Genomic DNA, 26783 nt, shown 5'->3' on the forward strand with positions numbered 1-26783 from the left:
TTAACATATAACGATAAAAAATACATTGTTTTTACATTTTTCCTTATTTTATACTTAGTTTCCTAAGTTTTCATTTATTTAATGTGGGTCATTTTTCTCAAAACTTTATTTTATAATCACAAAATAATGTTTTCCTAACTTTTTTTAAGTCTATTTGCTTATCTTTTTTAATTTTTCACGTATTTAGTAATTTTAGCAATATTTATTAAAGTTTGTATTTTAAAAATCTTTTCATAATTGAATGATTTTATAATATAATTTCATATTTTAGTTAAATAAACATAATAACATGCATAGATTATTAGATATACTAGTTCCCTTATACATAAAAAAACTCCTCATAGATGAGTATTAATACTTTTATCTATGAGGAGTTTTATCATTTTTTAAATTTTATTTAATTTAATTATTTAACTATTTTCTAACAACTTTTATACCAGTCATATGGTCATTTAAGTTGTGCTTTTCTAAAGATTCATCTTCTACTCTGTTTATTTCTAAAGCTAAAGTTTCAGATTTTATATAGTCATCGAAGTTAGCTACAGCCTTAGCTATTTCTTCATCTCCACAGAAGTCTATAACTATGTTATCTAATACATCAAAGTTGCTTGATTTTCTCATTTGTTGTATCTTAGATATAAACTCTCTTGCGTATCCTTCTTCTATTAACTCATTAGTTAATGTAGTATCTAATATAACGAATAAGTTATTTTCCATAGATACGTTAAATCCTTCTTTAGCAGCTATGTTTATTAAAACATGCTCTTTATTAAACTCGAAGTCTTCTCCATCTATATCTACTGTTAAAGCCTCTTCATTTTCTAACTTAGGCACAGCATCTTGTGCATCTAGCTTATTTAAAGCTCCAGCAAAGAATTTCATCTTAGGTCCTAGAACCGGCCCTAATACTTTGAAGTTTGGCTTTAAACTAAAGTTCATGTATTCACCTAAATCTTTAGCAAATACAACATCCTTAACATTAAGTTCTTCTTTTATTAAGTCTACAACGTCGCTTATAGTATTTTCAAACTTACCATCAACTAAAACTTTTTGTATTGGTTGACGTACTTTTATTCTTGTAGCTTCTCTTGAAGCTCTACCTAAAGTAACTAAGTGCTTAACTAAATCCATTTTTTCTTCTAATTCATTGTCTATTAAGTCTAAATTAGCTTTTGGATATGAAGTTAAGTGAACTGATTCTTCACCAGTTAAGTTTCTGTATATTTCTTCAGCTATATAAGGTGTAAATGGTGCTACTAACTTACAAAGCTCTGTTAATATTTCATAAGTTGTGTTATAAACTGATTTCTTATCTTCAGTTAATTCAGTTGCCCAGAATCTTCTTCTAGAACGTCTTATATACCAGTTAGATAAATCTTCATTTATAAAGTCTTGTACCATTCTTACTGTTTTGTTTAATTCGAATATTGCTAAGTTTTCTTCAACTTCTTTCTTTAAGTTGTTAAACTTAGATAATATCCATCTGTCAAGCTCTGGTCTATCTTTGTATTCAACAAAGAATTCGCTTGGGTTTATATCATCAGTGTTTGCATATAATGTGAAGAAGTTATATACGTTTTTCATTGTTCCTAAGAACTTACTTTGAACTTCTTTTAATCCATCTACATCAAATCTTGTTGGAGTCCATGGTGGTGATACGTATAATAAGTACCATCTTAAAGCATCCGCTCCATATTGGTCAAATAACTCAAAAGGATTTACTGTGTTTCCTCTCGATTTACTCATCTTCTTACCTTCTTTATCAAGTACAAGGTCATTTACAAGTACTTTCTTGTATGGAGCTTTCCCCATAACAAATGTAGATATAGCAAGTAATGAATAGAACCATCCTCTAGTTTGATCTATACCTTCACAGATATAATCAGCTGGGAATAATTGTTCAAAGTTTTCTTTGTTTTCAAATGGGTAGTGATGTTGAGCAAATGGCATAGCTCCACTATCAAACCAACAGTCTATAACGTCAGTTACTCTTGTCATTGGCTTTCCACAACATTCACATTTTAAATGTATATTATCAACGTATGGTCTGTGTAATTCTACTGTTTCTGGGTTTACATCTTCTACAGCTTTCTCAGCAAGTTCTGCTCTTGAACCTACAGAATCTTTGTGTCCACATTCACATCTCCATATGTTTAGTGGAGTTCCCCAGTATCTACTTCTAGATACAGCCCAGTCGTTTAAATTTTCTAACCAGTTACCAAATCTTCCTTCTCCAACGAAAGCTGGATACCATTCAACAGTCTTGTTATTAGCTATTAATTGGTCTTTTAACTTAGTCATCTCTATATACCAGCTTGGCTTAGCATAGTATACAAGTGGAGTTTGACATCTCCAGCAGTGAGGGTAGTTATGAGCTACTTTTTCCTTGCTGAATAATTTATTTTCTGCATGTAACCATTTTATTATTTCAACGTCTACTCCTTCTTCCATAACGAATTTACCTTCCCATGGAGTAGTAGTAAACTTACCAGCTTCATCAACTGGTTGTAATACTGGTAATCCGTATTTTCTACCTAAGTTGTAGTCATCTTCACCAAATGCTGGCGCAGTATGAACTATACCTGTACCATCTTCAGTAGTTACATAATCTCCGCAAGTTACGAAGAATGCTTTTTCATCAGTTTCAACGAAAGGCATTAATTGTTCATATTCTATATGTTCTAAATCTTTACCTTTCATTTCTGCTAACACTTCATAATCTTCACCTAATACTTTGTTAGCTAAAGCCTTAGCAACATAGTATACTTCATCATTTTGCTTAACTTTTACGTAGTCAACTTCTGGTCCTACTGTTAAAGCAACGTTTGAAGGTAATGTCCAAGGAGTAGTTGTCCACGCTAAGAAGAATTCGTTAGCATCTTTTCTCTTGAACTTAGCTACTACAGTATTGTTCTTTATCTCCTTGTATCCTTGAGCAACCTCATGTGAAGCAAGACCTGTTCCACATCTTGGGCAGTAAGGAAGTATCTTATGTCCTTCGTAGATGTATCCTTCTTTATTGAACTTATTTAATATCCACCATACAGATTCTATATAGTTATTATCTAGTGTTATGTATGGATTATCTAAATCTATTTCATAAGCCATTCTTTCTGTCATTTCTCTCCATTGCTTTTCAAAAGAGAAAACAGAAGCTCTACATTTTTCATTGAATTTATCTATTCCGTAGTTTTCTATTTCTTGCTTATCAGATAAACCTAATTCCTTTTCTACTTGTATCTCAACTGGTAAACCATGAGTATCCCATCCAGCTTTTCTCTTTACTTGATATCCGTTCATTGTTTGATATCTACATACAGAGTCTTTTAATGTTCTAGCTATAACGTGATGTATACCTGGGTTACCATTAGCTGTTGGTGGTCCTTCGTAGAATACGAAACTTGGATCATTTTCACCTTTTTCTAATGTTCTTTCAAGTATATTTATATCATTCCAATACTTTGAAACTTCAGCTTCTGCTTGCTTTACAGAGCTATCTACTAGTGGCTTAAACTTTGCCATACTATCACCCTTTCCTAAATGATTATTATATTAATGATTGTTAGCATATTTAATATAAGCTAATCTTTTTTAAACATAAAAAAACCCGTCCCCTATAAAAAGGGACGAGTATTAATCGCGTTACCACCCTAATTTTGTATGCATTATAAAATAATAATACACACAACACTCTTATTGTATAACGGCATTACCCGGCACAGCTTAATAGGTATAACCGTTCAGCCTGCAGCTTAGGAGTGATATTCATCTTTATAAATTTATTGGTTCTCAGCTTACCCAACTCTCTGTAAAATTATCTAAAGACTACTGTCTCCATCATCGCTTTTGATGTTTTAATTAATTTATATATAATAGTAGATTTTATATTAAATTGTTTGAATAGTCAATATAATATTACAAACTTACTATAATTTAACTAATTACGAATTAATTTTTCTAAATTATTCTTGAGTTACTGCAGCTTCACCTGTTTCAGTTTCCTCTAAAGTATATATACTTGTAGTTTCAAAAGGATTTTTACAAGTTTCATCTACATCATAGAATATTTCATCTATACTTCTCATTTCATCTTCTATTAAAGACTTAAACTTGTTTCTAAATATCTTAAATTCTTTTACTAATTCATCGTACTCTTTTCTTATTTCTATAACACGATTATTAGCTGTTTCTATTATTTGTCTTGCTTTTAAGTCTGCTTCTTCTACTATTATTTTAGCTTTTGTATTCGCCGCATGAGTAGTATCTTCAGCTGCACTTTGAGCTGTTATTAAAGTAGCTTTTAAAGTTTCCTCGATATTAGAATACTTATTTATTTCAAGTTCATATAGTCTTATCTTTTCTTTAAGGTCTAAATTTTCTCTATATAACTTTTCAAAATCTTCTTTTACAATATCTAAAAATTCATCTACTTCTTCTTCTTTATATCCTCTTAAACCTTTTTTAAAATCTTTGTTTTCTATTTCTATTGGAGTTAGCATTATTCCCCTCCTATATTATTATCTTCGCTTGGATTTTTATTTTGCCTTTTTTTGTTAAATCTCCTATTTGACTTACAATAGCACGCCCCTTACCTCTAACAGATAGTAAGGAACCACCTTCTATTATCTTAGATGGAGAATCTATTTTTTCATAATTCACATGTACTCTATCACCATTAATGTATTTTGCACTATCTTGCCTAGATATATTGTATAAACCACTAATTATACAGTCCAATCTATCTGAAGACACCGTAAAAGATACATCTTTATAGCTTGGAGGATTATATGAAATTTCATTTCTGCTAATTTCTTTAACATTAACATTATTTCTAGATACTTTTTCTAGATTCATAGTAATAAAATCACATATATCTTCACTAACTATTAATTGACAGAAATTTTCATGTATTATTATATCTCCAATTTTTTCTCTCTTTATACCTAGATTCAGAATTGCACCTAGATAGTCTTTATGAGATATACTTTTAAATTTAAAATTACCTTCAACTTGAATAAATCTAAGATTATTTTCTATATTTTCATAGTCCATATAAAATGGATATATGAATATAGTGCTTCTTTCTGCTTTCTCATAACCACCATCAACAGTATATTTTAAATCACTTTCTGAATTTAAGATGGCAATAGCATTTTTAACCTCGAAAGGATTTAAAAACTCTGTTTGTTTAACATCATAGTTTTTTAAACAACTATTAGCTTTGTCTATAATCTTAAACATCTTATTTTTAAGGTCAATGTCTTTAATATGATTAGTAAGTTTTAACTTGTCCATTTATTCACCTTAATACATCATCATTACTATGACTCTCTGAGCTAATCTAACAAGTAATATAGCTACTATTGGAGAGAAATCAACAGGCCCATTCATAAACTTGTACATAGCAGATCTAATAGGCTCTTCTATAGGATTAGTCAATGTAGTAATTATTTCATAAACCCTATTTTGAGTTCCACCCGGAACCCATGACATAATACATCTAACTATTATCAAAAAAGATATCAAATCTAATAGTTTATATACCGCAAATCCTATCGTACCCATATTTATACCCCTTTATTATTTATTTTGCCAAGGGAAAAATGCCTTACTTTCTAACTCTTTTTTCATGTTTGCATCTATATCCACATTATTTGGCGCTAGTATAAATATTGCCTTAGAAACTTTTTGCATACTTCCTTCTAAAACATAAACTGCACCATGCATGAAATTAAATATAGATTTACGAGTTTCAGCATCTTCTAATAAACCTTCTAGGTTAACTATAACTGCTCTTCTTTGCTTAAGATGATCTGCTATTTGAGTAACCTCTTCATATTTTTTAGGTTCAACTATTACAACCCTCATTTGACCTGCAGTATGTATATTTACAATTTTACTAGCTTTTGCACTGCTTATTGCATTAAGTTGACTGCTTAACTCCTCTTCTTCTTCAGATTCTACAGTCTCTTCATACTCATCTTCATTGTAATCTTCTTCATCATCAACTATCCAATTTTTAATTTTTGAAAACATTCCATCTCCCATATTCGTATCCTCCTTAAATAAGTTTTATTATTTGTTGTAGTTTCTTTCTCCAAAAATTGATGTTCCAACTCTAACAATAGTAGCACCTTCTTCTATTGCTATTTCATAGTCATTGCTCATTCCCATAGATAATTCTTTCATTTCTACGTTAGGTATATTTAACTTATCTATTTCTACAGATAAATTTTTAAGACCTTTAAATACATTTCTCACTTTTTCTTCATTTTCAGTGAAAGGTGCCATAGTCATAAGACCTTTTATGTGTATGTTTTTATAATTTTGTGAAACAGTCTTTACAAAATCGGCTACACCTTTTTCTTCTAAACCATGTTTACTTTCTTCCTTAGATATATTGACCTGAACTAAGCAGTTAATTATTCTATCTATATTTTCAGCACGCTTTTGAATTTCCTCACATAATGCTATTCTATCTAAAGAATGAATCATATCCACCTTATCAATTATGTACTTAACTTTGTTAGTTTGGAGACTTCCAATTAAGTGCCACTTAAGGTCTTCTCCTATAACATCATACTTTCTAGCTAATTCCTGAGGTTTATTTTCGCCTACAGAAGTTACACCATTTACCATAGCTTCTTTTACTGCATCAACATCTACAGTTTTTGTGACTGCTAATAAAGTAATTTCTTCACTTGATCTATTAGCTTTTTTTGCTGCATCTTCCATATTTTTTCTTATAATACATAAATTTTCTTTAATAGATCCCATTATGCCACCTACTTTATTTTTATATTTTTGCTTATACTATTGGGTTTTAAAATTATCTCATCGTATAAATTTATACTGTTAATACCATTTACTTTGTTGTTGTAGTAATCTATGTAAACATACTCATCATCTTCATAAACTATTCCTTCTAACTTTACAAAGTATGAATCATTATTTTCTTGATTTACAACATATACACCTTGAGTATCATCTACAACTTCTATTGATGTCTTTGGTATCTTTAAACCATCTATTTGCTTATATATTATATCAAATTCTTCCACTCTTGTATCATAAATTCCAATATTTTGGCTAGTAATTTTAAATATAACTATAGTATTCTGCCCATCTTCGTATATATTATCAATTTTCGCACTTATCACATCGTCCTTATAATTTAATTTTACATTTTTATTTAAATCGAATTTTTCTGATTTGGATTTTTCAACACAAATAGCCATATACATATTGTTATTATCAATTAATCTAAGTATTGGTTCTTTATTTTTCACATTTGAATCTGATGTATTTATTTCCCTGTAGTTATTATCGGTATTTTGTATATCTTTTTTAGTTAATTGAGACAACTTGTCCAAAGTAAACTTTTCTTCATTCCCATCAACTTTAAAAGAAACTATACCTGATATTTCAGAACTTAGCGTTGAAGTATTTTTCTCCAACTTAGTGCTTAATATCTTTTTTTGACTTTCCTTAGTCTCAAGCTTTTTGGTATCTATATCATTATTCAACAGCCTATTTCTCTGTTCTATAATACTATCTAAAGCTTCTTTATCGCTACTAATTTCATTGTATTGTTGATTTAATAAGCTTAATTGTATTCTAGTGCTAATTTCCTCAATTTCATTATTAAGTTTTGTTATTTCTTCACTAGAAAAATTTTTTTCTCCACTTTTAAGTGCATTTATTTCTTCGTTTAGCATTTCTATTTCTTTAACTGTTTCTACATCTTTTTTATCAGAGTATATTGTGGCTACCTCTTGAGATTTTGCTATTTTTTCGCCTTCATCTACTAAGGTTTCCACTTTACCTGAACTGTTCGAATATACTACATGTTCCTCTCTTACTAATAGCCCCTTAGCGTTAAGTTTAAATTCAATTTGCTCATTCTCTAGCACCAAAGTATCTATGCTTTTTGCAAAAGCATTTAGCCCAAACTGAAAAAGTATATATACAAATATTATTAGAGTAACCAACCTAGAGTATTTTATTTTTCTCAAGACAACACCTCACAATCTCTGTAGTTTAATTCTAACTTAATAATTCTTCAGAATGATTGGATTTCCTCTATTTCTTCGCAAATTTCAATAAAAAGAACACTACATAATCAGAGTATTTTATTAAGTACCCTAAATTCAGTAGTGTTCTTTGTCTTATATTATTTAAATAAAATTATAAGTGCATTACTCCAAATGATGCTGTTAATAGCGTTTATTCCTCCACACAAAAAGAGTTGTGAAGTTCACCAGCGAAAGTAGGATATATATGTATCCTGACATTTGCAGGCGCCATTTTGCCTGCATGGAAGGTAACCTATATATCCCGACGAAGCGGCCAACTACACAACTCTTTTATTTATCTATATCTATTTAGCTGATTGCTTGTTTCTTTCTACCCAGAAATCAGCATTTTTTATTCCTAATTTAACAGGGTCAAAGTTAATTTCTTCTCTTGGAACTCCTGCTTTTAATTGTTGATCATAGTCTTTAAAACACTTCATAGCTGTGTTAGATAATAATAATATTGCTATTATATTTAACCAAGCCATACCTCCAACACCTATATCACCCATAGTCCATGCAAGTTCTGCTGTTTTCACACATCCAAATACTACCATTATTAACAATGCTATTCTTAATATATTTGTAGCTATCTTATTACTACTTCCACCACTCAGTTTCTTAGTTATATAAACTAAGTTAACTTCTGCTATATAGTAGTATGCCATTATTGTAGTAAATGCAAAGAAGAATAACGCTATTGCAACGAATGCTGAACCAAATCCACTACCTGGTAATAAAGTATCTACTGCTGTTTGAGTATATGCTGGACCAATTTCTGCTCCTGGAAGATTTTCAACTATATAACCGCCTGCAGCATCTTGGACGTTATAACTTCCTGTCATTAATATCATAAATCCAGTTGCTGAACATACAAATAACGTATCTACATATACAGAAAATGCTTGAACTAAACCTTGCTTAGCCGGATGGCTAACTTCTGCTGCAGATGCTGCTTGTGGTCCTGTTCCTTGCCCAGCTTCGTTTGAATAAACACCACGTTTTACTCCCCAAGCTATAGTTGAACCTATAATTCCACTAAATGCGGCTTCAGCACCAAATGCTGATTTAAATATTAATGCTAATATATCTGGAACATGAGTTATATTTGCAACTATTATAACTATAGACATAATAATATATATTCCGCCCATAATAGGAACTATCAATTCTGCTGCTGAAGCAATTCTCTTTATTCCTCCAAATATTATAAGTGCCAATAATACAAATAAAATACCTGCTGTTACTGTTGTGCTTATTCCAAATGCATTATTCATAGCTGTAGCTATAGAATTGGATTGTACTCCTGGTAATAAGACTCCAACTGCTATAAGCGTAACTATCGCAAATAATATACCATACCATTTAGAGAAAGTTGTATTTCCTAGACCTTTTTCAATATAATATGCTGGACCTCCACGATATTGTCCTTCATGTTCTTCTTTATATATTTGCCCTAGTGCAGATTCTGCAAACGCTGACCCTGCTCCTAAGAATGCTATAGCCCACATCCAAAATAAAGCTCCTGGACCACCCATAGCTATTGCAGTTGCAACACCTGCTATGTTACCTGTACCTATACGACCTGCTAGTGCTGTACATAATGCTTGGAATGAAGATATACCTTCTGCTGATTTTTCACCTTTGAATAATAATGTTACCATTTCTTTAATGTGTCTTACTTGTGAAAACTTAGTTCTGAATGAGAAATAAACACCTGTTAATAAACATAAAATTACTAGTGCATTACTCCATATGATGTTATTGAGTGCTGTAACAAATCCTTCCATAAATTACCCCCTAAATTAATATTTTATAATACCCATATTTAGAGACTTAAGCCCCTTTGTGCTTTTGCATTATGAAATTATTCTATTGTTAGGTTCTATAGACTTTTGACTCTTTATTAATATTTTCTATATTAAATTACTTTTTCCTTTATATTTTCTGTAAATTTTTAATTTTTTTAATATTCATAATTCTAATCGCATGAAATTACTCGATAATCAAACTTTAATACATAGAAGTGCGTCATGAGATATGTGTATTAGTATTACTTGGTTGCATAAGTTTTATAAATATTGTGAGCTATTATAATTCCTTATACGTAAAAAAGGTTAAATCAGCTTACTATTTAACCTTTTTTATGTATAGTGCTTTTATTTTTAGTTAAGATAAACAATAATATTAATTACTATGATATTTTTCATTTTATTATAATAAGATAGTTATTATGTTACTGCTTCCTTCATTAATTATTTTTTGTAGTGTTCTTTGTATCTTAACTCTTATTTCTTCTGGCATTGTATATAATTTACTTTGTAATTGTTCTTTTACTAAATCATGTAGAGATTTACCAAACATATTAGATGCCCAGATCTCACTTGGATCTTGTTGCATTAACTCATCTAAATATTTTATCATTTCTTCACCTTGATTTTGATTTCCTACTATCGGAGAAACCTCAGTAGATATATCAGCTTTAATTATGTGAAGAGATGGAGCATTTGCTCTTAATTTTATTCCATATTGCTTTCCTTGCTTCATTATTTCAGGCTCTTCTAAAGTAAGCTCATCTAATGATGGAGCAACAACTCCATATCCCTTAGTCTTGGCATCTACAAGTGCACTTTCAACCTTGTCATACTCTGTTTTAACTCTAGATAACTTAGTTATAAGACTTAATAATTGATGGTCTCCCTCAATCTTAAATCCACTTTTCTCTTCTAGTACATTGTAGAATAAATCCTGCTTAGTGCTTAGATCTATAGTTATTACGCCTTCTCCTAACTCTACATTATCTACTTCTGTATCATCTAAGAATTCTAATTCAGAAAAACCAGCTACTATACTTTCTACATCTCTAATCTTACCTATTTCAGCTATACTTTGCTTCAATGTAAATATTATGTTATTTTTTATCCAATGATTTCTTTCTAAACTTTCTACCCACTTAGGTAAATTTATTCTTATTTCATTTAGTGGGAAATCATATAATACAGTTTCCATAACTTGTTCTATGTCCTCATCTTCCATCTCAGCAACGTTTAAAGGAACTATTGGAACTTGATATTTATCCTCTAGCTCGCTTCTTAGTTGGTTAGTTTCTTCGCTATATGGATTTAAAGTATTTAGTATTACTGCAAAAGGCTTGTTTAGAGATTTTAATTCATTTATTACTCTTTCTTCAGGAACTACATAATTCTTTCTTTCTATTCCTGTTACAGAACCGTCAGTTATTACTACTATACCTAAAGTAGAGTGATCTCTAATAACCTTTTTAGTACCTATTTCAGCTGCTTTTTCAAAAGTCATCGCTTCTTGTGACCAAGGAGTTGACACCAATCTTTGTTTTCCATCCTCCTGATGGCCTAGTGCTCCATCAACTATGTATCCAACACAATCTACCATTCTTACTTTTAGAGATACAGTGTCTCTTAATTTTATTTCTACTCCGTCTGCTGGAATAAATTTTGGCTCAACTGTCATTATTGTTTTACCTGATCCACTTTGTGGTATCTCATCTTGCGTTCTCTCTCTTTTGAACTCATTTTCTATGTTTGGCAATACAAGCTTTTCCATAAACTTTCTTATAAATGTTGATTTACCTGTTCTTACAGGCCCTACTACACCAATGTATATATCACCTTGAGTTCTTTTAGCTATGTCCTCGTATATGTTGTTCATCCTTTTTCCCTCCTGCATATGGTTTCTTAGTAAATTATATTTATGATAAGGATTTAATATTACAAAAATATAAATTAAACTTATATAAATTGTTATTCTTTAATTATTTTTATAATATTTTCGATATTTCTACTATGGTGTTTTGCAGATTCAATATTCCATACCCCTGAGTAGGATTCGGATATTTATATATATCTATCTTAGTTGCCCCAAGGATTAAATACGTCTTAAGCACTGCAGTATATACTGTATTTTCTGTATATGTTTGTTGCTCTGTGAGATAATCTATTAAAACCGCAACTACTCCACTTACAATAGAACTACTAACACCTGTACCTGTTCCTGTATTATACGTCTGACCTCTATATGTTGAAATTATATCAACACCAGGTGCAACAATATCAGGCTTTATCCTTCCTTCTTCCAAAGGTCCTTTAGATGATCCAATCCACATACTATCTATTACATCATTGTATGCTCCTACTGTTATTACATTCTCCAAAGTAGCATAAGAACTTATAGTAGATGCAGGATCCGGAGCAAGGAATCTTGTATCTGAAGAAATCATTTTTTTATTAGGTATATAAATATCATAGTTTCCTTCTATAATAAATTCTGGATTAACTCTAAACGTCCAAACTCCTGGCTTAACATCTTTTAAATACATGAAAAATTTCTCATAACCAGTTTCTATCCATGGGTAAACATACTGTATTTCATATTCAGTATCTTCTAAATTATAAATTCCCAAATAAGGGTAATAGTCCGGTGAATATTGAATATCATTACTAATTTCACCTGATGGAGAAATCAACTGACCTCCTACTTTATCTGGCCCTTTCATGTATAAGACAATTTCTAAATCTTTCTGATTTCCAACTTGAATCAAAACATCTCCTGACTCATTAGCATTTTTAATTTTTCCTTGGTGATGTATGTCAGTATTACCTTCATTTCCTGCCCCTCCTACCATTACTACACCTGGTTTATTGAGAAATTCAAATGATTCAAGGAGGGACGCTTCTATTGACGGGCTCGGAGACTTACCTACAGAAAGATTTATTATTAAATATTTATCCTCTCTCAATACGAGTTTTTCTAAATATTTGATAGCGGCAAGGAAATCAGCTGTTTGATAGCTTATTTTCCCCTCATCATAAGGTCCTCTGTACTCTCTTAATTTTATTACTACTAGTTCGCTATCTACTGCAATACCTCTATAGTTAGAGTTTAAATTCCCCCTACCACTACATATTCCTGCTGCAAGAGTACCTGTTCCTATTTTATCCTCACTTAATGTTGAATCATTTTCTTTTATTGCTTTATTTATTTCTTCTCTAGAAAATTCAGTTCCAAATAAAAGCCCCTCAGGAGGAGTTCCTTTAGTACTATCCTGATCCCATATAGACATTATCTTAGTAGTACGGTCTTTATTTATAAAATCTGGATGCAAGTAATCTATACCCGAGTCAATAATTGCAATAATCACATTCTTACCACTAGCACTAATATATGGATTTTTATCAATAAACTCTATGTTTGATGCAGCCGCTACAGTTTGACCTTGTTCAATATTATCTGTAATATTAATTAATGAGGACATAGGTTCAGACCTTTGCCACCATGCAATAATATCAATTTGAAAAAAAATAGTTTCGTCAAAATTACTTAATGTATATATTGATGCTATTTTAGAATTTAGAATAATAAATCGATCTATATTATTTTCTTTTAAAGCTTTCTCTAGCTCTTCCTTAGTGCTCTCATAAACTATTAGATAAGATTTTTCCATACTTTTCAAAATCCCTCTTCCTTCAATTATTTAAATACTATTTCATTATTTAATCTTAATATATTTTTTGGCTTTAATAATTTATCTTTGCATTTATATATTTATTAATTTTTATTGTATAACTTATTTTTTAGCTTTTTTAATTCGTTTACGAAAATAGCATTCCTCTTTATTTATTTCTTTTAATTGTTCTATATTAAAATTTAATAAATTTAACTTACCATAACCCATACTACTATTTGGATATTCAAATCTTGAATCTCTCTCAGCAAATTTAACTAATAACGACTTTAGCTTTTGAGAATATAAGTGGCTATCATTACCTCTTACTACTCCCCATTCTAAAATAAGAGCACACACTCCTGTAACATGAGCAGCAGCCATACTAGTTCCTCTCAAAGCTTCTTGAGTACCATGCATATATATAGGTGCTATATCCTCCCCAGGAGCTAATATATCAGGCTTGAACACTTTAGACAGTACGTTACCTTCTCCAGAAAATGTTGATACCAATTCACTTCTATGGTTATAACTACCAACTGTAATCACATTTTCTGCTGTACCTGGTGATGTGACAGTAGATTTTCTATCAGGAATTAAAAACTTTGATTTACTCGTATTACCATCTAATATATAGATATCAATATTTCCTGTCATTATATTAACTGGAATAATTACTATCTTCCATATACCTAAGTCTATAAAATCGTCAGAAGTCATATTTATATTAATTTTTCTATTTAAAAAATAAGTTGAGACAGGATAGAAAAATCCTTTAATTTTCGTTTTTCCTATAATGTTTTTAACTTCTCCAGATGATAAGGATATCAACTGAGTTTTTCGATTTTGTGGACTTTCTAAATACAACATAAAATCATCAGCAAAATCTGGCCATAAATCTATATTAACTTGTTTACAACCTCTATCAACATTAAATTCAACCTCTATATTTTTACTTTTATTTTTAATATTAAGATTTTTATGATGTGATTTATCTCCATTATTTCCTAATGCTACTACAATATTATTTTTCCAATATGAACACATACAGTTAATATAAGTTTCAAATAAACATATTCCTTTATGATTGCCTTCATTGCTACCATAGCTAATATTTATTGCTACAGGCATATTTAATTCTATACCCTTATCTAAAATAAATTTTATAGCCCTCATGATATCCGTGCTTTTTGAATTAGCGTTCCCTTCAATATCTCCAACTCTAACAACTATCAAACTTGCTTCACTAGCAATCTCGGCACAAATTCCTGCTACATTTGTACCATGCGCACTAACAGTTGATACGTGTATTTGTAACTCTCCATTAATAGCCCTATCAATATCTTTATTAGTATATAAAGTTCCTTGACTAAATCCCGCTGGTGGTTTTCCTTGTATAGATTGGTCCCAATAATATAGTATTTTTGTGTCCCCTTTATTATTTTTAAAAACAGGCATATAATAATCTATCCCCGAGTCGATAACACCAAGTATTACACCATCTCCTGTCAGCCCACTATTTTGCTTAAAATTATTTATTCCTGAATTTATATAACTCTGCTCATCCTGTGGTTCTAATATAAATGGTTTTTCTATATATTCTATCTCCTGGTATTTTGATAAACTACATAAAGTTTCTTCAAAATTTGAACTAATAATTGCATAATTATATCCTAATTCTTCTATATATACCTCTAGTTCATCTTCTATTCTTTTAATATTTCCATTATATCTAACTATAACTTCATAATTTATGACAATCCCTCCTTATTAAAACCAACTTATTTTAGTTGTTCAAACATACCTCTAATATTTAGCACACCATATCCATAATCATTATTTGGGTATATTCTATTTGGATTTCTATCTGCTCCTGCCTTTAAATATGTTCTAGCTTGTTGAATAAAAGCTCTGTCTGGATATGTTCTTTCTACTAAAGTGTATTGTAAATAGAGGGCTAATGCTCCACTCACATGTGCTGATGCTGCAGATGTTCCTGTAACCGTACCATAACTATTTCCTGGGTATGGCCCTATTATATTTACCCCAGGTGCAACTATGGAAGGTTTACTTAATCCATCTACAGTTGGACCTCTTGATGACGTTGGCCAAAGTCCTTTATTGATTGTATCGTATGCACCAACTGCCAGTACTTCTTCTGCTGAAGCAGGAAAATCGATGGTATAATAAGGATCCGGTTGTCTGAATTTAGTACCCGGCTTCAAAAATACCCTATTAGGTAAAAACAAATGATATACACCACTAATAATATTTTCTCCTGTCAGTCTAATTTTCCAGATACCTTTTCTAGCATTACTAATTTTAATCCTAGTTTCTTGTTGGCCTGAAAATGCTGTAGGATATATATATATTATTCTATATTTTGAGCCTTCCAAGTCAAATATACCCGTTATCTCCTCATAACCTTGTACTTCCAAACTTTTACTTTCCTCTCCCATTGGTGATATTATAGATACAATAATTTTGTCTGGTTTGTTAGCCAATACTTGTATTTCTAAGTTTTCCTCTTCCTCAGATACTTCTACTTCTATAGAAGCACTCTCTCCATTAAATTGTAATTTTCCTGTAGCATGTGTAGCAGTATTCCCTTCATTTCCTGATCCAGCAACTAAAAATAGTCCTCTTGTAAGGTATGGCGAAAATTCCTCATTAAATAGTATTCTTGAGTTTAGGCCTATTGAAAAGTTACTTCCTAAAGATAGATTTATAACTACAGGCCTATCTAGCTCCAATGCTTTTTTGTAAATGTATTGAGCAGCTGCTACTAGAGTTACATTATTATAATGTCCACTAATCTCTGCCACCTTTACTACTATGAGCTCAGACTCTTCTGCTATACCAGAATATGCTTTATTAATATTTCCCATACCTGCACATATTCCACTGATTATCGTTCCATGACCTACCTCATCTTTAGATAATGAAGGATCGTTGTCTGCTATTGCTTTATTTATGTCTTCCCTAGTATACTCACTTCCAACTAAATATTCTTTAGGTGGCTTACCTTCTTTTGATTGATCCCACAAGTATAATATTTTTGAAGTTCCATCAGGGTATATAAAATCTCTGTGTAAATAATCAATCCCAGTATCAACTATTCCAATAATCACACCTTTTCCCGTAATAGAAAGATTAGGATTATTTTTAAGAAAATCTGCACCTGTTTCTGTTGTCGCTACAATACCTCCGGATGTACCTTCTCTAACCTCTCCTAATACTGCAAGGTTTGATATTTCTTCTAGTTTTATAAATCCTTTCATTGAAACTATTTTTTTTACATTTGCTTTAGTATTAGGATTTATAAATATAATTCCTAAGTTATCACCAAAGTTTAATAATTTATAAGATTCCCCCAGACTCTTAAGTTCTTCCTCAAACTCAGGACCATGAATAACTCCAAATCTCGGTATAAAGCCTTCAAAATCTATATTTTGTCTATATAAATTTAATTGTTTATCACTTTCTATGATTTTTATTTTATTTCTTACTATATTATTATTGTAGTTATTTTTTAAAAATAGCTCTTCATAGTCTAATTTATCTAAATTAAAATGACCATATCCCATACAGTTTTTTGGATAGTCAATGTTATCTATATTATCTCTATCTATTATAAAAAGTTTAGTGCACTCTGACATTGCCTTAGAGTAATGCATATCAAATTCTAACTTTCCACTTATTACACCCTTAGGAACCATTACTATTTTCCATATACCAGCTTCAATTGAAGAAGTTGAACTCATTTGAATTTTTACTCTTCTTTCTGTTATAGATTGATCTATTTTTTGAAGATATCCTTTTATTTTTGTATTACCAATAATATTTTTTATTACTTCTGATTTAGCTGAAATAGTATATGATTTTAATTTTGATGGGCTGATTATATATAGTTTAAAATCACCTGAGATATCAGAGTACAGATTAATATTAAGTTCCTTTTCACTCTCACCGACTCTAATATATATCTCTAATTCTTCACTCTGTTCATTTATATTTATACTTTTATAAGTAACATTGTCTCTACTATTATTTTCTAGACTATTACTGTACTTAATATCTTTAACCTTTTTATTTACAATATTAGAGTGATATTTTGGTGTAATAATTATTGTTTTTTCGATTTTTTTAATTTCATCGTGCATCAATATAGCATCATCAATTTTTTTGCTAGAACTAATAATCGCATGATTATTCCCTAGTATTTCAGCTTTCATATTTAGCTTTTTAGCTATATCCAATATATCACCAATATATTTTACTATTACTTCATAAGGTATATTAATCCCCTCCTAAGAATCTAATTTATATACTTCATTTTAATAATTCTATATTTATTGCAACTTCTTTATAAGATATTATATTTAAGTTTTTAATATTATTGCTTATAATATTACTTTTTCTTTTAAGTTTATAATACTAACATACATTTTATATACAATATTTATATACAATATAAAAAAAGCTAGGATTATAATCCTAGCTCATCATTTACTATTTCTTCCATTTCGTGAGTTTTATTCCTCATCATTAAGTCAATTACTACTTCATTAGGGTTCATACCTTCATAAAGTACAGAGTATATAGCATTAGTTATAGGCATATCTACGCCTAACTCTTTAGCCACTTTATAAGCTACCTCAGTTGCAGTAATACCCTCTACTACCATTTTTACTTCTGTAAGTGTTTCATCTAAGCTTTTACCTTGCCCAATAAGTATACCAGCTCTTCTATTTCTACTATGCATACTTGTGCATGTAACTATTAGATCTCCAATACCTGATAACCCTGCAAATGTAGATGTATTTGCTCCCATAGCAACACCTAATCTACTTATCTCACTTATACCTCTTGTCATAAGTGCGGCCTTTGCATTATCTCCAAAGCCTAGTCCATCACATATACCAGCTCCAAAAGCTATAATATTTTTTAATGCACCACCAAGCTCAACACCTACTATATCAGGATTTGTATAAACTCTAAGTTTAGGGCTCATAAATATATCTTGTACAGTCTGAGCTATTTCTAAGTTCTCAGAAGCAACTACTACCGTTGTAGGTATATCTCTTGATACCTCTTCTGCATGAGATGGTCCAGAAAGGGCTACATATGGATTATTAGGAAGTTCTTCCTTACAAACTTCTGATAATCTAAGTCCTGTTCCTTTTTCTAAACCTTTAGCAACATCAACTAATATTTGATTCTCTTTAACATAAGGTTTAATGTTTTGACAAACACTTCTTATTGCTTGCGATGGAACTGCTAAAACAACTATTTTACTATTTTCTAAAGCTTCTTCAAGACGTGTTGTTACTGTTATGTTGTTAGGGAATAAAATTCCTGGTAAGTAGTCTATATTTTCTTTAGTTTTATTTATTTTATCTGCCTGTTCTTCATTTAATGTCCAAAGGCTTACTTCATAACCTTTTTTAGCAAGGCTTAATGCTAGAGCACTACCCCAGCTACCAGCTCCTAATACACACATTTTTTCCATTTTAAACACCACCTATGTATATAGTAATATTAATCTTTCTTTTGACCTATCTTTCTCTCTGTTCCATTAAATAGTCTCTTTATATTTTCTCTATGAGTATATATAACTGATAAAGTTAAGAATAAGCATACAATAAATCCTTCTTTATTTTTAAGTGCTATCATTACAATTGGCGACATACCAATTCCTAATACTGATCCTAAAGATACATATTTAGTCACAGCTACTATAATTAAGAATACTGCAAAACAGCTAAGGGCTATCACTGGATTCATAGCTATCATGGCTCCAAGTGAAGTTGCAACCCCTTTTCCACCTCTAAATCCTAAAAATGCAGGCCAATTATGTCCACACACTACAAATACTACAGCTATATAACCTGCCATTAGGCTATCTACTCCCGCTATATTTGCAATTAACCTTGCAATAAATACAGCTAACATACCTTTAAGCAAATCACCTAAAAAAGTAAGCGCTCCCGCTTTTTTTCCAAGTGTTCTAAGTACATTTGTTGAGCCTGCATTACCTGAACCTTGTGTTCTTATATCTACGCCTGCCATTCTTCTTGCTATTATATACGAAGTCGAAACATTACCTAAAAGATAGGCAATTATCATGATTATTATGTAACTAAACATCTTAACCCCCCTCGAGTAAAATTCGCTTCGCTCATTTCGCCAACGTCTGCTCGGCAAGCTCGCATCCCGTTGCTCAAAATATGCTCCCTTACATTGTAACGTCTGCTCAACTAGCGAAGCATCTTACTTTTATTTAAAAATATTATTTTCTTTTTTGATTATATTCAAATCTTATTGAAGTTCCTTCAAATCCAAAGTTCTCTCTTATTTTATTTTCAAGATATCTTTGGTATGAGAAGTGAGTTAACTCCTTATCGTTTATGAATAGAGTTATCTTTGGTGGCTTAATATCAGTTTGTGCACCGTAGTAAATCTTTAATCTCTTACCTTTGTCTGATGGTGGTTGGTTTAACATTACAGCTTCACCTATTACATCATTTAATGCTGATGTAGATATTCTCTTACTTTGTTCACTTGCAACAAATTCAACTGTTTCTAGTATCTTATTCATTCTTTGGTTAGTTTTTGCCGATACGAAAACTATTGGTGCATACATCATGAACGGGAACTTTTCTCTTATTTCTTTTTGATAGTTACCCATTGTTTTGTTATCTTTTTCTATTAAATCCCACTTATTGATTACAAATATACATCCTTTACCTTCGTCATGCGCTATACCTGCAACCTTTGTATCTTGCTCTGTAAATCCTTCTGCTGCATCTATTACTATAAGTACAACATCCGCTCTGTCTACAGCACTCATAGCTCTTATTACACTGTATTTTTCTACATTTTCATATATTTTGTTTCTTCTTCTTATACCAGCTGTATCAATAAGAAGGAACTTTTGATCACCTTTTTCAAAGTAAGTATCTATAGCATCTCTAGTTGTACCTGCTATTGGACTTACTATAACTCTATCTTCACCTAATATGTTATTAAGTATAGAACTCTTACCAGCATTAGGTTTACCTGTTATCGCAACTCTAATTATATCTTCGTCATACTCTGTATCTAATCCTTCTGGGAAATTTTGTACAACTTCATCTAATAAGTCTCCAAGTCCCATACTGTTAGCACTTGATATTGCAAAAGGCATTCCAAGTCCTAATTCATAGAAATCATATACATTGTCATATTGATTTTGATTGTCTATTTTGTTAACAACTAATATTACTGGTTTTTTAGTTTTTCTAAGTAATTGTGCTACTTCTCTATCTGCAGCTGTCATACCAGCTTTACCATCAACTACAAATAATATAACGTGAGCCATATCCATAGCAAGCATAGCTTGGTTTCTCATTTGAGTTAATATTATATCGTCATTAGCTGGTTCTATACCACCTGTATCTACTAATGTAAAGTATTTAGTTAACCACTCTACCTCCGTAAATATTCTATCTCTCGTTACTCCTGGAGTATCTTCTACTATTGATATTCTTTTTCCTGCTAATTTATTAAATAATGTTGATTTACCAACATTTGGTCTTCCTACAACCGCAACTACTGGTCTATTATCACTCATAGCAATCTCCTTTCTTATTTTAAAAGTTTATCTACAAAGTCATTTCCTTCATTTAAGCAAGGAACGACTTCTAGTTTCATTATTTCATTAAGTTCTTTCAATGTTATATTATCAAGGAATATTTCTTCGTCTGCTTTTAACATACTTCTAGGAATATACAATGTTTCTCCTAAATCTTTGTCTTTTAACTGATCTATAATATCAGTAGCAGTAATAAGACCTGAAACAGTTATTGTCTCTCCGAAGAAATTATTTACAATCTTATATACATCTATTTCTATATTATCAAACTTGTCCATTACCAATTTAGCCATATTCTTAATAAATTCATATGCTGAATGTCCTGTTGCTATAGAAACTTTTTTCTTTCTTGTTAAATGTTCTTTAGGTAATGTAGCTAAATAATCAGTAATTTCTCTTTCTAGCTTGCTTATCATACCTACTCCATTTTCAAACTGTATAAATCCTTCATACTCATCATACTCAAGTAAAGGTCTATTTGCTATTATGTAGAACTCGTCTGATAAAAATGCAAATCTAGTTCCTCTTTTCTCAAGATATTTCTTTTGTATTTCATTGATTTGGTCTATAGTTTCACTTGCAGTTTTTTCATTAAATATTTCTAAATCAGGTAAATGACTTCTATGCTTAGTTATACCAACAGGAACTATTGCCGCACTATTTACATGTGGATATAGTCTTTCTAAATCAGTTATTGTTCTAGTTAACTCTTCTTTATCATTATATCCGGGACATAAAACTATTTGGCAGTTCATTTCTATACCTGCTTCTGCTAGTCTTTCCATTATACTATATAATTTACCTGCAAATTTATTCTTTATCATTTTTTGTCTTAGTTCTGGATTAGTTGTATGTACAGATATATTAATAGGACTTATCCTATATTTTATTATATTATTTATATCTTCTTCACTCATATTTGTAAGAGTTACGAAGTTTCCTTGTAAGAATGATAATCTTGAGTCATCATCTTTAAAATAAAGAGTTTCTCTCATTCCTTTTGGAAGCTGATCTATAAAGCAAAATACGCATTTATTTCTACAACTTTTAGCTTGGTCTATTATAGGATTTGTAAACTCAATGCCTAAGTCGTCGTCATAATCTTTTTCTATTTCATATATATATATTTCGCCATCTTTTTTCTTTATTTCTACTTCTAAGTACTCATCACTTAGTAAAAATTTATATTCTATAATATCATGTATAGGCTGCTCATTTATTGATATTAATAAATCTCCGACTTCAATACCAACTTCTTCTGCTATACTATTTTTATATACTTTACTTATATAATTATTGATGTTTTTAACGTTGACTTCCATTTTCTATCACCACTTTTCTTATAAATACATCATATTATAATACCATGTATGTATTATAATAGTCAACTTACAAAAGGTACCGCAAGGTACCTTCTTAATGCTTAACTACAATTAATGTTCCTTTTGTTAATTCATGAACCATCCCACCAACACTTTTTGCCATTAACATAGCTTTATGTTGTAAGTCTTTATTATCATTAGCATGGAATATGGGACATCCTCCACTACTCTGTAAGTTCTTATCTGTTGTTAAAATAGCTAAGGTATATTCTGTTAAGCTAGTATTATTTCCCATTATTGTGCACTTCCTTTCTCACCTATTTTATAATTAATTGATAAGTTTTTACCTTTAGAACTTGAAAGAATAGGGGCAGATTTGACAGCTTCTATAACTTTTTGAGCATCTTTTTCTATTGGTATATAGGCTAACATAATACTTTCATTTTTAGGGTTTCTTCTTGGAAGAGGAACAAACGCTGGCTCATCATCTTCTCTTTTTATACCTAATCTAGAATAAATATTAAATACTATAGCTTGTCTTTGACCTGAATCATATAATATACTCGCATTACTATAACTGTTATCCTTTGGCTTTATTTCTATACCTATTCCATACTTTAAATATCTTTCTCTATCGCTTTCTAAACCTACATTTGTAATACCTTTTAAATCACCTACTTGCATTATTGTTCCATCTACAAAACTAATTTTAACTTCTCTAACATCTGCAATATCTCCAACACTTTTTCTTGTTATTAATTTTTTTATAAGCAGCGATAATGCTATCCCAAATACTCCGCTTATCATTAAGCTTGTATTATTAGTTATATTAAACTCTTTAATAAGCATATGATAAAACGCCATAGTTGAAAAAGATGTAAGTATACACATATAGTTTCTTACTTCGTATGTTCTTGCTATTTCTTCTATAAATGCACTTCCTCTTTTAACTAGTTGAATATCTTCTAAGTTTTGCAATGTATTTCTTCTACTTTCCCTAACTTTTCTAAACTGCTCTGCCGCTAATGATAAGAAAGTTATTGACGTATAAGACTTCGCTGCTAAAGCTGGTACTACTAATGCGCCTAGTGCAGAAGCTACAAAAGCTAATACCATTTGTGTTAATAATGTATTCGGTTGGGTTGGATATTGTTTTTTATCCAGATTTAACATTATTACCCTAGACATTACCCCTATAAACATTGCTACTAAAAATGCTCTATCCACTATATCACCTCATCTAAATTATGCATTCTTTTTATAATCACTATTTTTACTTTTTGCAGTCTCTAATATAGGAGTACTTTTTGCTATCTTAATCATTGTGTCTATATCTTGTAAAATAGGAATAAATGGTATCACCACCGTATTTTTGTATATATTCAATTTAGATACAGTTAAAATATCTTTTTCATCTACATCTTTATTTACTCCCATGTGTATAAAAATATTATGTATTATCGCTTGTCTTTGACCTATGTCACTAACAATCCCATAATCTCCAATATTTTTAGGAACAATTTCTATTGCAAGCCCTTCTTCCAAATATCTTTTTCTTGTATCTTCTAATCCTATATTTGATATCATTACATCATTTACTTTTAATAATGGCCCGTCAAATTTTATTTTTGCAGGACGTATATCTGCAATATCTCCTACGCTATGTCTTCTTAAATATCGTCTGATTAATAGTCCTACAATCGCTGCTCCAATACTTGCTGCGACAGTACACATAAAAAATCCAAATTTAAATCTGTTGTTGCAAAATATAAATAACCCTGATGCAGCCAAAGCTGACAATAAACTAATGTAACATCTGCTTTCATATGTTGATGATATTTCTTCAACGTATGCTGATCCCTTTGGAACAATTTCATCTTCATCAATATTTTTTAAGGTAATTCTTTCTTGTTCACCTAATCCTTGAAACTGTTGTATCGCTATTGCAAAAAAAGTCAGTGCAGAAAACTCCTTATCTAAAAGTGCAGGTAATGCTATGGCTCCCAGAGATGCAGCTAGCCCTGATGTAATAATTTGCTCTAGGAAGTCTTGGGGTCTAGTTGGATATTGTCTATCAGTTACTCTTAGTACTAATCCTCTACACAAAACACCTAATGTTAAAGCCACTAGAAATGAATGTCTAAACAAAGCTTCTTTCAGTAAATCTTCTCCCATTATTTCAACTCCTTATATTAAATGTATTTTTATAGCTTTTTTTATTTACACTCTTTAGTTTGTGCAAAAACAAAAAAAAATTTCCTTTATTCAAGGAAATTTTTCTGTGGCAAAGTAACAATAAATTCGCTACCTTCGCCTAATTCACTTTTTAATTCTATATTGCCACCTAGACTTTTTACTATATGTTTAGTAATAGCTAGCCCTAAACCTGTTCCACCAACATCTCTACTTCTAGCCTTGTCAACTCTATAGAACCTTTCAAATACTCTATCAACATCTTCTTTAGGAATACCTACTCCATTATCTTTTACTCTTAAAATAACATTTTTATCTTTTGTGTATACACTAGTATGTACTTGTCCATCTTGACCTGTGTATTTTACCGCATTGTCAATTAAGTTTAAGAATACCTGCTTTATATAGTCTCTATTTGATAATATGCAAAGACTTTCATCACTAAAATCATAGCTTACATTTATATTTTTACTATGTACGCTATAATTAGTCATTTCACAAACTTCTTTAAATACTTCAAATATTTTTATATTCTCTAAAACTACATTGTCCTTATTTTCTATAAATGATAACAGTAATATGTCATCTATAAGTCGTTTTAATCTATCTGATTCACTCTCTATTATACCTAAAAATCTATTTCTTGTTGCTACATCAATATCTTCATTTAACTTTAATGTTTCTACAAATCCACTAATAGATGTCAGAGGCGTTTTTAACTCATGACTTACATTTGCCACAAAGTCACTTCTCATATTTTCAAGTCTTACCTTTTCAGTTATATCTTCTATGTTTATAATAGAACCAATCATAACATTAGTTGTGCCTTGAAGATATATTGGATCTAGTTTTATTTTATAGACAATACCACCTTCTGTAGTTATTTGACTACTTTCATTTTTTCTTGATCCTGCAAACTTATATATTTCTTTTAGAATTTGTGGCTCTTTTATAGTGTTTCCTATACTCTGACCCTCAGGAGAGTTGTCTATATCACTTTTTATCATTCGTTTTGCTTCTTCATTTATTAATAATATATTGCCATTTACATCTATAGCTAAAATACCATGAGATATGCTTTTTATTATAGACTTTAATTGAACATTTTTATATTCAACTTCTGTAACTGTATCATCCATCGTTTCTATCATATAGTTAAAGTTACTTGCTAGTTCTCCCAGTTCACCCTTTGCTGATATGTATAACCTAGAATGAAACTCTCTGTTACTTACTTTTTTAGAAACCTTAATAAACTCCTCAAGGTAGCTTCTAAGCCTAACAGTATATCTTACAGATAATATAGCAACAATAACTGATATTAGCATAACAAAGAAATATATATTATTTATTTCTTCCATATATTATCTCTCCTAATACTCTTAATCTAGTCAATTTTATATCCCACACCTCTTATGGTTTCTATATATCTTTCATGCGTGCTTTCATTTTCAATTTTCTTTCTTAAATATCTTATATGAACATCCACAGTTCTAGTTTCACCATAGTATTCGTATCCCCAAATTTTATCAAGAAGGAAGTTTCTAGAAAGTACTTTCCCCTTATTTTGAAGTAATAATTTTAAAAGTTCAAACTCCTTAAGAGTTAAATCTATTTTTTCGCTACCCTTCATTACTTCGTGCTTAGATAAATTTACTTTTAAATTACCTACTGATAAAATTTCTTCTTCATTACTTCCATTTAAGTTATAACGTCTCAAGACAGAACTTATCCTTGCTAATAACTCTTTTATACTAAAGGGCTTAGTTATATAATCATCTGCTCCTACTTCTAAACCTTCTACTTTATCGTTTTCCATATTTTTCGCTGTTAACATTATAACAGGAATATTTTTCAAACTTTCATCACTTCTTATTTTTCTTAAAACATCAATTCCACTAATATTTGGTAGCATCCAATCTAGCAATATCAAATCCGGCTTTACTTCCTTCGCTTTAACGAATCCATCAAATCCATCATATGAATAATGCACCTCGTAGTTTGATGTTTCTAGATTGAATTTAAGAAGTTCTACTATATGTATTTCATCATCTATAACAAGTACTTTAGTATTCATTTTT

General features: G+C 30.4%; 21 protein-coding genes and 1 other annotated feature. All 21 genes read right to left on the reverse strand.

Features of this window, described 5'->3' with window-relative positions:
• Window positions 1–414: 414 nt before the first annotated feature.
• Window positions 415–3522, reverse strand: coding sequence for an isoleucine--tRNA ligase (gene ileS / locus ACI48P_RS04755; RefSeq protein WP_475213975.1), 3108 nt, complete (start codon window positions 3520–3522; stop codon window positions 415–417).
• Between the two features lie 97 nt (window positions 3523–3619).
• Window positions 3620–3850: a binding site (T-box leader), on the reverse strand.
• A 112-nt stretch (window positions 3851–3962) separates the two neighbouring features.
• Window positions 3963–4499 carry a DivIVA domain-containing protein gene (locus tag ACI48P_RS04760; protein WP_475213977.1) on the reverse strand — a complete coding sequence of 179 codons (537 nt, stop codon included), beginning with the start codon at window positions 4497–4499 and terminating at the stop codon, window positions 3963–3965.
• Window positions 4500–4509: 10 nt separating this feature from the next.
• Complete coding sequence (locus ACI48P_RS04765; RefSeq protein ID WP_475213979.1) at window positions 4510–5295, reverse strand: YlmH family RNA-binding protein; 786 nt, start codon at window positions 5293–5295, stop codon at window positions 4510–4512.
• Window positions 5296–5304: 9 nt separating this feature from the next.
• On the reverse strand, window positions 5305–5565 hold the full coding sequence (locus ACI48P_RS04770; RefSeq protein WP_475213981.1) for a YggT family protein: 261 nt from the start codon (window positions 5563–5565) through the stop codon (window positions 5305–5307).
• A gap of 15 nt (window positions 5566–5580) precedes the next feature.
• Window positions 5581–6048: a cell division protein SepF gene (locus tag ACI48P_RS04775; protein ID WP_475213983.1), complete on the reverse strand. Its 468-nt coding sequence runs from the start codon at window positions 6046–6048 to the stop codon at window positions 5581–5583.
• Between the two features lie 27 nt (window positions 6049–6075).
• Window positions 6076–6777 (reverse strand): YggS family pyridoxal phosphate-dependent enzyme, encoded by a 702-nt coding sequence (locus ACI48P_RS04780; RefSeq protein WP_475213985.1) that lies wholly within the window; start codon window positions 6775–6777, stop codon window positions 6076–6078.
• 8 nt (window positions 6778–6785) lie between these two features.
• Window positions 6786–8015, reverse strand: a complete 1230-nt coding sequence (locus tag ACI48P_RS04785; RefSeq protein ID WP_475213987.1) for a hypothetical protein — start codon at window positions 8013–8015, stop codon at window positions 6786–6788.
• A gap of 365 nt (window positions 8016–8380) precedes the next feature.
• A complete protein-coding gene (locus ACI48P_RS04790) occupies window positions 8381–9865 on the reverse strand; it encodes an alanine/glycine:cation symporter family protein (RefSeq protein ID WP_475213989.1) in 1485 nt (494 codons plus the stop codon).
• 424 nt (window positions 9866–10289) lie between these two features.
• Window positions 10290–11762 (reverse strand): stage IV sporulation protein A, encoded by a 1473-nt coding sequence (spoIVA, locus tag ACI48P_RS04795; RefSeq protein ID WP_475213991.1) that lies wholly within the window; start codon window positions 11760–11762, stop codon window positions 10290–10292.
• 109 nt (window positions 11763–11871) lie between these two features.
• Complete coding sequence (gene cspC, locus ACI48P_RS04800; protein WP_475214156.1) at window positions 11872–13554, reverse strand: bile acid germinant receptor pseudoprotease CspC; 1683 nt, start codon at window positions 13552–13554, stop codon at window positions 11872–11874.
• Window positions 13555–13677: 123 nt separating this feature from the next.
• A complete protein-coding gene (locus ACI48P_RS04805; protein WP_475214158.1) occupies window positions 13678–15315 on the reverse strand; it encodes a S8 family serine peptidase in 1638 nt (545 codons plus the stop codon).
• Between the two features lie 20 nt (window positions 15316–15335).
• Window positions 15336–17813: a S8 family serine peptidase gene (locus ACI48P_RS04810; protein WP_475213993.1), complete on the reverse strand. Its 2478-nt coding sequence runs from the start codon at window positions 17811–17813 to the stop codon at window positions 15336–15338.
• A 230-nt stretch (window positions 17814–18043) separates the two neighbouring features.
• Entirely contained in the window at window positions 18044–19066 is a 1023-nt protein-coding gene (locus tag ACI48P_RS04815; RefSeq protein ID WP_475213995.1) for an NAD(P)H-dependent glycerol-3-phosphate dehydrogenase, read from the reverse strand.
• A gap of 29 nt (window positions 19067–19095) precedes the next feature.
• Window positions 19096–19704, reverse strand: coding sequence for a glycerol-3-phosphate 1-O-acyltransferase PlsY (plsY, locus tag ACI48P_RS04820; RefSeq protein ID WP_475213996.1), 609 nt, complete (start codon window positions 19702–19704; stop codon window positions 19096–19098).
• Between the two features lie 142 nt (window positions 19705–19846).
• Complete coding sequence (gene der / locus ACI48P_RS04825) at window positions 19847–21169, reverse strand: ribosome biogenesis GTPase Der (RefSeq protein WP_475213998.1); 1323 nt, start codon at window positions 21167–21169, stop codon at window positions 19847–19849.
• A gap of 14 nt (window positions 21170–21183) precedes the next feature.
• Window positions 21184–22512 carry a DUF512 domain-containing protein gene (locus ACI48P_RS04830; protein ID WP_475213999.1) on the reverse strand — a complete coding sequence of 443 codons (1329 nt, stop codon included), beginning with the start codon at window positions 22510–22512 and terminating at the stop codon, window positions 21184–21186.
• Window positions 22513–22606: 94 nt separating this feature from the next.
• Complete coding sequence (locus tag ACI48P_RS04835; RefSeq protein ID WP_475214001.1) at window positions 22607–22807, reverse strand: capping complex subunit for YIEGIA; 201 nt, start codon at window positions 22805–22807, stop codon at window positions 22607–22609.
• Entirely contained in the window at window positions 22807–23739 is a 933-nt protein-coding gene (locus ACI48P_RS04840; RefSeq protein WP_475214002.1) for a YIEGIA family protein, read from the reverse strand. Before ACI48P_RS04840 ends, ACI48P_RS04835 begins: the two co-directional genes overlap by 1 nt.
• An 18-nt stretch (window positions 23740–23757) precedes the next feature.
• On the reverse strand, window positions 23758–24687 hold the full coding sequence (locus ACI48P_RS04845; RefSeq protein WP_475214004.1) for a YIEGIA domain-containing protein: 930 nt from the start codon (window positions 24685–24687) through the stop codon (window positions 23758–23760).
• Between the two features lie 86 nt (window positions 24688–24773).
• The gene (locus ACI48P_RS04850; RefSeq protein ID WP_475214006.1) at window positions 24774–26063 is read right to left on the reverse strand and encodes a HAMP domain-containing sensor histidine kinase; all 1290 of its coding nucleotides are present in this window, start codon (window positions 26061–26063) and stop codon (window positions 24774–24776) included.
• A 26-nt stretch (window positions 26064–26089) separates the two neighbouring features.
• Window positions 26090–26779 (reverse strand): winged helix-turn-helix domain-containing protein, encoded by a 690-nt coding sequence (locus tag ACI48P_RS04855; RefSeq protein ID WP_475214008.1) that lies wholly within the window; start codon window positions 26777–26779, stop codon window positions 26090–26092.
• Window positions 26780–26783 lie beyond the last annotated feature (4 nt).

The organism is Romboutsia sp. LXY-2, from assembly GCF_056171995.1.